4 protein-coding genes and 1 pseudogene are annotated in these 5,116 nt (G+C 41.8%); 2 read left to right on the top strand and 3 right to left on the bottom strand.

Features of this window, described 5'->3' with window-relative positions; translation table 11 throughout:
- Nucleotides 1-445: pseudogene (locus GNE10_RS31940) on the top strand (AAA family ATPase); the annotation flags it as partial.
- Here GNE10_RS31940 and GNE10_RS31935 read toward each other — a convergent pair.
- The 3 genes from GNE10_RS31935 to GNE10_RS31925 form a co-directional block, all read right to left on the bottom strand.
- Complete coding sequence (locus GNE10_RS31935; protein WP_185569982.1) at nucleotides 446-1,543, bottom strand: HAMP domain-containing sensor histidine kinase; 1,098 nt, start codon at nucleotides 1,541-1,543, stop codon at nucleotides 446-448. It lies immediately after the preceding pseudogene.
- A 413-nt stretch (nucleotides 1,544-1,956) separates the two neighbouring features.
- Nucleotides 1,957-2,244, bottom strand: coding sequence for a hypothetical protein (locus GNE10_RS31930; protein WP_099065753.1), 288 nt, complete (start codon nucleotides 2,242-2,244; stop codon nucleotides 1,957-1,959).
- 327 nt (nucleotides 2,245-2,571) lie between these two features.
- A complete protein-coding gene (locus GNE10_RS31925) occupies nucleotides 2,572-3,411 on the bottom strand; it encodes a prephenate/arogenate dehydrogenase (RefSeq protein WP_185569981.1) in 840 nt (279 codons plus the stop codon).
- A 72-nt stretch (nucleotides 3,412-3,483) separates the two neighbouring features.
- On the opposite strand from GNE10_RS31925, the gene GNE10_RS31920 reads away from it, so the two are divergent.
- Complete coding sequence (locus GNE10_RS31920; RefSeq protein ID WP_185569979.1) at nucleotides 3,484-5,058, top strand: pentapeptide repeat-containing protein; 1,575 nt, start codon at nucleotides 3,484-3,486, stop codon at nucleotides 5,056-5,058.
- Nucleotides 5,059-5,116 lie beyond the last annotated feature (58 nt).

The raw sequence follows: 5,116 nt of genomic DNA, 5'->3' as shown, positions 1-5,116 counted from the left end.
GGGACGCGGGGACGCGGGGACGTGGGGAATAACCAATGCCCAATACCAAACTGATTTTGCTAGTACGGCACACATCGCCCGGTTGTTAGATTTACCAGTGGTATTGGTGATTGATTGTAGCCGTTTGTCTGGTTCTGTGGCAGCCATCGCCCACGGTTACCAATCTTTCGATCGCCGAATTAAAATCGCTGGTGTAGTTTTAAATCGCGTAGGAAGCGATCGCCATTTCTCTCTGCTTAAAGATTCTCTAGAACCCTTACAATTACCGATTCTCGGTGTGCTAAGGCGTCAAGATAACATCACAATTCCCCATCGCCATTTGGGTTTAGTACCTACAGCCGAACTTGCCGAACTCGATGCTGTCATCAATCGCCTTGCGGATTTAGGAGATACTTGCTTTGATTGGCAACGCTTATTATCCTTGTTAAAATCTTCCCCATCCCCCTCATCTCCCCGGTGGCGGACAAGCAGGTAGCCGGAAACCCAACACAGCGCCTCGTGGCCATCGATTTTCTGCCCAAATTGTACCTCCATGAGCTGTAATAATTTGTCTGGTTAAATAAAGCCCTAGTCCCGAACCAGAGACGTGGCGATCGCTATGTCCTTGATAAAATCTCTCAAATAAGTGGGGTAGTTCTTCTTCTGTAAAACCGGAACCAGTGTCGAGGATTTTGACCACTTGCTCGCTAGAATAACTTTCAAATACTACTTCCACTTTACCGCCACGGGGAGTATGGTTAATGCCATTACTCAATAAATTGGTAAAAACTCGTCCCAATTGCAATGAATCACCATTTACCCAAAGAAAGCTGCGAAAATCTGATTCGCCATAGTGCAGAGAAATATAAACCTGACGCGTTTTTGCTAGTTCCATCAGGGTGGCTATTACTTCTTCAGCCACAGTTACTAAGTTAATAGCCGATTTGTGTAATTTCAATCCTTCGGCATCATTGCGATAAACATCTAAAAGAGTTTGGACTAATTGCAGTGTACTGCGATGACTGCGAGCCATTGTTTGCAAAACTTTTGCTTGCATTGGGGTGACTTCACCAAATTGCTCGTTTTGAAAATATTGCAGCGTTTCAATTGCTCCAAGTAAAGGAGTTTTCAAGTCATGAGTGAGGGTAGAAATAAAATCTTCACGCATTGCAGCTAGTTGTTCTTGGGAGCGTAATTGTGCTTGAGTGTGAGCGATCGCTTCTTCATTACGACGGTTGCGTTCGCTTAAAATGGCAGTTACCACTAACGCCAATACTGCAATTAATCTATTTGCCAAGGTTGGAAGATTGATGATTTCTTTTCCTGGTACAAATAAATTTAATAATGTTAATCCTGTAGCTGCAATGGTGACTCCAATAAATGCTCTGCGATTTAATCGATAATCTGCCAATAAAATAGTCGCTGTATAGAGGTAGCCGAATACATATTCTGGTGGTGTAATGTATTCTAAAACTATCACTACTGTAAAAGCTAACCATATTAGAAAATATGTCTTACCACTTTCTTTCAGTGCTTTTTTTATAGCCAATATTTGACTGGTCATAGTTATTCTTCATAGTCATAATTTTTCAATATAATCTATATTTTTTAGATGTAAATTTATAGCAAATGACTGGTGACTGGTGACTGGGTGAAACGTGTTTTTGTATCTAAGTTTTATTCCACTTACTAAATTGCACGGTCATATAGGAATCCGATTTGACTAATGAACATATTTGTGTGGTGCGCGTTCGCGCAGCGCAAGCGCGATAGTGAGGGAACAGGGAACTCTTAACAGGAAAAAAGGAATTTAGGGGTGTACTGAGTTTTTTCACCAAATCAAATATGAGTCCTATATTAGGTTTATTGATTGTTGAGGGTTAGCTGTCAACAGTCAACAGTCAACCGTCAACAGTTAACCGTCAACCATCAACAGCTAACACGAACAGATTTGCAAATTAAATGCCTAACAGCTTGTTAATCTTCAGACTGCTCAGAGTTTGGCTCAGCTTCAGTTTCAACTTCTTTTTCAACTTTAGTTGGAGGTTTAACGGGTTTTGGGCCACGCATGAGTGCAGGATTAACAGGGGGCTTGTTTTCATCTGCAAAGGAGCGTTTTTTTCCTTTGCCAGAGGAACGATTACGATCTGGTTTTGAGCTTTTGGGATTAGATTCCACAGGAGGTGTGGAGTCCAAATTTTCCGAATTATTCTCAGTATTTGCTTGAGACTGACGTTCTGATTTTTTGATTGGGCGTTCTACCATTGTTTATTTGGATAAAGTTACAAACTTTTGAGAGTAGTGAACAGCCAAAAGAAAACAGGAAACAGCTATGGAAAACTTTAATTTTAGCTATAAATCATAGTTTCAAAAAATGTTTTTCCAGAGGATAGCGCTTTATAAAAACGGCGTATTTATTTAATCCAATAGCACGTTTTTGGGGTTTGGTTTCTCTGTTCTCCGTTGTCTGTTAACCGTTGCCTGTGAAAGAATTAATCAACTAACTGAAAAAGCATTCACAACAAATCCGCAATAAATTTACTAAATGTAGTAATGAGTGCGTTATTAATAGCGTAACGTACTCTATTACCACTACTCAACAAAATTAGGTCGTGCCTGTTGGGTTGATTTCAACTTTGACTCTAAAACTGCCCAATTCTCCTGCTCGATTAAGTTAGTCAACTCATCGAGATTTTGGCGATACTGGCGCAGTGACAAGAGCAACGCTTGGCGATTATACCGCGCCATCATAATCCCCAACTCTGGATTACCGCCACCTACACGGCTGGTATCCCGAAAACCAGAACTGGCTAGCTTTTGGGCTAATTGCAAAACCTCTGGGTCAGTTTCACTCAAACAAGCAGCAATTAAGGAGGCACTAACCATCACAGGCAAATGAGAAATCCAACTCACAGCCCTGTCATGTTGTTCTGGTTGACAGTGGTAGATATTCGCACCTAGCGATCGCACAATTTCTTCGACAATTGTAATTGCAGTGATTGGTGTTGTGGTCAGGGGTGTGAGTACATAAGGTTTATCGACAAATAAATGCCTTTGTGCGGCTTCTATGCCACTGTCTGCTGTTCCCGCCATTGGATGACCGCCGATAAAATTATCCCAAAGATGAGAAATAGCTTGGACTATTTCTGCTTTCGCCGAACCCACATCGGTGACAACTGTAGTGGGAGACAAATAAGGAATTAATTGTACAAATTGGGGCACAATTAGGGCTAAAGGCGTACAAATAAATACAACTTCTGCGGCTGTTAACAGGCTCAAATCTACCGATGCTTCATCGGCGCAGCCAAGGGCTACTGCCTTTTGGCAGGTGGATTCGCGACGGCTCACTCCCAAGATATGATGTCCTTGCGATCGCAAATCAAAACCCAAAGATCCGCCAATCAGTCCCAGTCCTAAAATTCCAATATTCATTCTTTAAATTTTGACATTTCATTTTTTCCGACTTTACAACTATATAAAGTTGGCATCCCAGAGGTAGCATCGATGACTGTAGAGGAATTGCTGGAACAATACGCGGCAGGAGTTTTAAACTTTAGTGGTATTGAACTGTCTGAAGCTAATCTGAGTGGGTCTAAACTCAGTGGCGTGAATTTAAGCGATGCTAATTTAAGTGTAGTTAACTTGAGCGGTGCCAATCTCAGTGAAGCTAACTTGAGCAATGCCAAATTGAATGTAGCCAGATTGAGCGGCGTCAATCTATGCAGCGCTATTCTCAACAATGCCAGTCTGAATGTAGCTAATTTAATTCGAGCAGATCTCAGCCGCGCTCAACTCCAGGGAGCTTCACTTATCCGTACCGAGTTAATTCGCGCTGACCTCAGTCGTGCTGACTTGTTCCAAGCTAACCTCACCAGCGCCGACCTGCGAGAAGGGACTCTGCGCCAAGCGAATCTCCGCAACGCTAACTTGAATGAAGCTGTGTTGCGAGGTGCTTCTCTCACAGGAGCCAACTTAGAAATGGCTAACTTAAACGCCACTGACCTGAGTCGTTGTGACATCACCGGTGCGAATTTGCGAGATGCTGAACTCAGACAAGCAAATCTCAGCCATGCTAACCTCAGCGGTGCAGATTTAAGCGGCGCTAACCTCCGGTGGGCAGATTTAAGCGGCGCTAACCTCCGGTGGGCAGATTTGAGCGGAGCAAAATTGAGCGGGGCAAATTTAATTGGTGCAGATTTAAGCAATGCCAATTTAACGAATACGAGTTTAGTACATGCGAATTTAACTCAAGCAAAATTAATTAGAGCCGAATGGATTGGTGCTGATTTAACCGGAGCAACTTTAACCGGTGCAAAACTTTACGCTACTTCCAGATTTGGTTTAAAAACCGAAGGTATGATTTGCGAATGGGTTGACCTCAGTCCCACAGGCGATCGCTCAATTATTCAAAAATTTCATGCCGACGATTCACGAGATTTTTTTAACGAAACACCCCCAACAATTAGGATTATTGTTGATGCAGCTCTAGAACACGAAGCTAACTTTGCTCTTGCTGGCGCTTACTACCAAATTGCTCAGGAATACCGGGGATTAAAACAACCCCCAAGTATGGAAAGCGGTCGTCGCCGCACTATTTTCACCTTCCGCGTAGATAGCGACGAAGCATTATTTCCCACCGCTTATATTGCCATCCTTCCCTTTGTAGATGCGGCATCTACCCAAAAGAATATTTTACAGATAGTGGAAATGATTAATACTGAAGTTGTAGCCAACCCAGATTTAAAATCTTTTAAATCTCCCCACATGGTAAAACAATTAAATATGCTTTTAGAGCAAACTATGAGTAAAGCTACAACAATCAAAGAGATGAAAAAAAATCTCGAAGTAGCTGCTAAGCTAAATTTTTGTAAAGCTCCCAGCCAAATAATTTTAACAAATTCTAGCGCTCAAACTTTAATTGTGTATGATAATCCCAACTTTGGCAAAAGATTTATTAATAGGTCTTCTCTTAATACTTCAGTTTATGATGATCAATCCAACGAACCAACAAAATATATATTACCCTCGTTAAACATGGTGATAGATTTTGTTAAAGGGTTTCATTATATTAGTCATTGAAGATGGGGCATGGGGCATGGGGCATAGGGCATGGGGCATTGAATATTAAGTATTAGTT

This window comes from Nostoc sp. 2RC (assembly GCF_014222165.1).
Lineage (GTDB): Bacteria > Cyanobacteriota > Cyanobacteriia > Cyanobacteriales > Nostocaceae > Nostoc > Nostoc linckia.
This window is presented reverse-complemented; position numbering and strand designations above follow the sequence as displayed.

Excerpts from the sequence above, each read along its gene's own strand:
- GNE10_RS31935 (WP_185569982.1), bottom strand. The coding sequence starts at position 1,543 with ATGACCAGTCAAATATTGGCTATAAAAAAAGCACTGAAAGAAAGTGGT.
- GNE10_RS31930 (WP_099065753.1), bottom strand. The coding sequence starts at position 2,244 with ATGGTAGAACGCCCAATCAAAAAATCAGAACGTCAGTCTCAAGCAAAT.
- GNE10_RS31925 (WP_185569981.1), bottom strand. The coding sequence starts at position 3,411 with ATGAATATTGGAATTTTAGGACTGGGACTGATTGGCGGATCTTTGGGT.
- GNE10_RS31920 (WP_185569979.1), top strand. The coding sequence starts at position 3,484 with ATGACTGTAGAGGAATTGCTGGAACAATACGCGGCAGGAGTTTTAAAC.